Here is a 2,011-nt window from a genome sequence, read left to right on the forward strand (position 1 = left end):
GCTCCTCTTGGTAGCCCTGGCGGGCGGTGGCCAGGGCCTCCTCGGCCCGGCCCTCCACAAGCAGCAGGCGGGTCAGGCCCCGGTAGGCCCGGCCCAGCTGGGGGCTGGCGGCAATGGCCTGGCGGAAGGCTGCCTCCGCCACTTGCGGCCGCTGGGCGGCGGTGGCGGCCAGGCCCAGGAGATACTGGGGAGCCGGGTGGCCCGGCCGCTGGGCAATCACCTCCTGCAGGGTGGCGATGGCGGCCTCGGCTTGGCCCCGGCGCGTCTCCAGATCGGTGAGGCTGGTGATGGCCGCGAGCCAGCCTGGATCCAGGGGCAGGGCCTTGCGGTACCAGGCAGCCGCCTCGGCCTCTTGGCCCCGGGCCTCGGCCACCCGGCCCAGGGCCAAGAGGCCGGCCGCTTCCTGGCCCTGGGTCTCCAGGAGATGCCGGGCATCCTGCTCGGCCGCGACGAAATCCTTCAGGCCCAGGAGGAGGTCGATGCGGGCGGCGCGCAGGGCCAGGGCGTCCGGGGCCTGCTCCAGGGCCGCGCCCAGCACGGCCTTGGCCCGGCCGGCCTGCCCCTGGCCGGCCAGGAGGCGGGTCAGCTCCACGGCCAGCACCGGATCATTGGGCTGGGCCTTGTGGGCCTTGTCCAGGGTTTCCAGGGCCAGGGCATTCTTGCCGGCGAAGAGCTGGCTGCGGGCGAGCAGGATCTGGGCCTCGGTCTCGGTGGGCCGGCCAACCGCTGCCTGCCGGAGGTGGACCTCCGCCGCCTCCGGCTGGCGGGCCGCCAGGAGCAGCCGGCCCAGCAGGAAGTGGGCCTCCAGGCTGCCCTGGTTGCCGGCCAGGATCTCCTGGCAGAGGGCCTGGGCTGCCGGGTGCTCGCCGGCCGCCTCCTTCATGAGCGCCTTTTCCAGCAGCAGCCGCTCCCGATCCTCCTTGGCGCTCACCCGGGCCAATCCCTGCTCGGCGAGGCTCAGGGCCTTGGCCGTCTCCCCCTGGGCGAGATGGACCCGGATTCGGAGCACCAGGGCGCTGGCGTTGTCCGGCGCCTGGGCCAGGAGCTGGTCCAGGGCGGCGGCGGCGGCCGCAAAATCCTGGTGCCGCACCGCAAACCGGGCCCGGGCCTCGAGCACGACCGGCGTCGCTGGGGCCTCTTCCAGGACGGACTTGGCCCCGGCGACAAAGCCGAAGTGCTCCAGGGTGGCGGCGGCCTTGAGGGCTGCTGCCTCCCGGTCCGGGCTGGCGGCGACAAAGCCCTCCACCGCGGCCCGGGCGGCGGTGGGGTCGTGCCGCTCGGCAGCCAGGCGGACCAGGAAGGTGGCAGGGCCGATATCCGTGGGCGCGGCGGCCCGCCAGGCGGCCACCGCCTCCAGCATGGCCGTCTCGTTGCCAGCCTCCTTGTGGGCGATCGCCAAAAGACCCTCGATCTCGGCCCGATCCCGGTTGTTCCCGGCGGCAAGCCCCGACAGGGTGGCGATGGCCTCCGGCAGCTGGCCCAGATCCAGGTGGGCCTGGGCGGTGACGATGGACAGCCGCGGCTCGAAGCGGCCCCGCTCCCTGATGGCGTCAAGGCTCGCCATGGCCTTCTCCCCCTGGCGCGCCATGGTGAGGATGGCGGCCATCTCCAGCCGGGCCTCGTCCAGGGCGGGATCCGCCTCCAGGGCCTGCCGGAGCCGGTCCATGGCCTGGGCATGGCGGCCCAGGGCGGCCAGGGTCTTGCCCAGCCGGAGGAAGGCCGGCCCGTGGTGGGGATCCAGCTGCAGGACGTTCAGGTACTCCAGCCGCGCCTGGTCGAGGTTGCCGGCCTCGGCCTGGCGCTGGCCCCGCTCGAGAAAGGTGGCGATCTTCTCCTCCTTGCTGGCGCAGCCGGCCAGGGCGACAACCAGCGCCAGTCCCAGGCCCAGGAGCCTGGTGCGGCAGCAGACGGGCTGGCTCATCGGTACACCTCCACGCCGGACAACAGGCTCAAAAAGCCCCGGCGGCGGCGGGGCGAGGCCGCGGCCGGCGCAGTCGCGGCCGGCGCGCCG

The 2,011-nt window shown here is 74.4% G+C and carries 1 protein-coding gene; it reads right to left on the reverse strand.

The features are described from left to right. On the reverse strand, positions 1-1,921 hold a 1,921-nt coding region (locus AB1634_19425; GenBank protein ID MEW6221684.1), incomplete at its 3' end, for a tetratricopeptide repeat protein. Positions 1,922-2,011: the final 90 nt, after the last annotated feature.

It is taken from the genome of Thermodesulfobacteriota bacterium (assembly GCA_040755095.1).
GTDB lineage: Bacteria > Desulfobacterota > Desulfobulbia > Desulfobulbales > JBFMBH01 > JBFMBH01.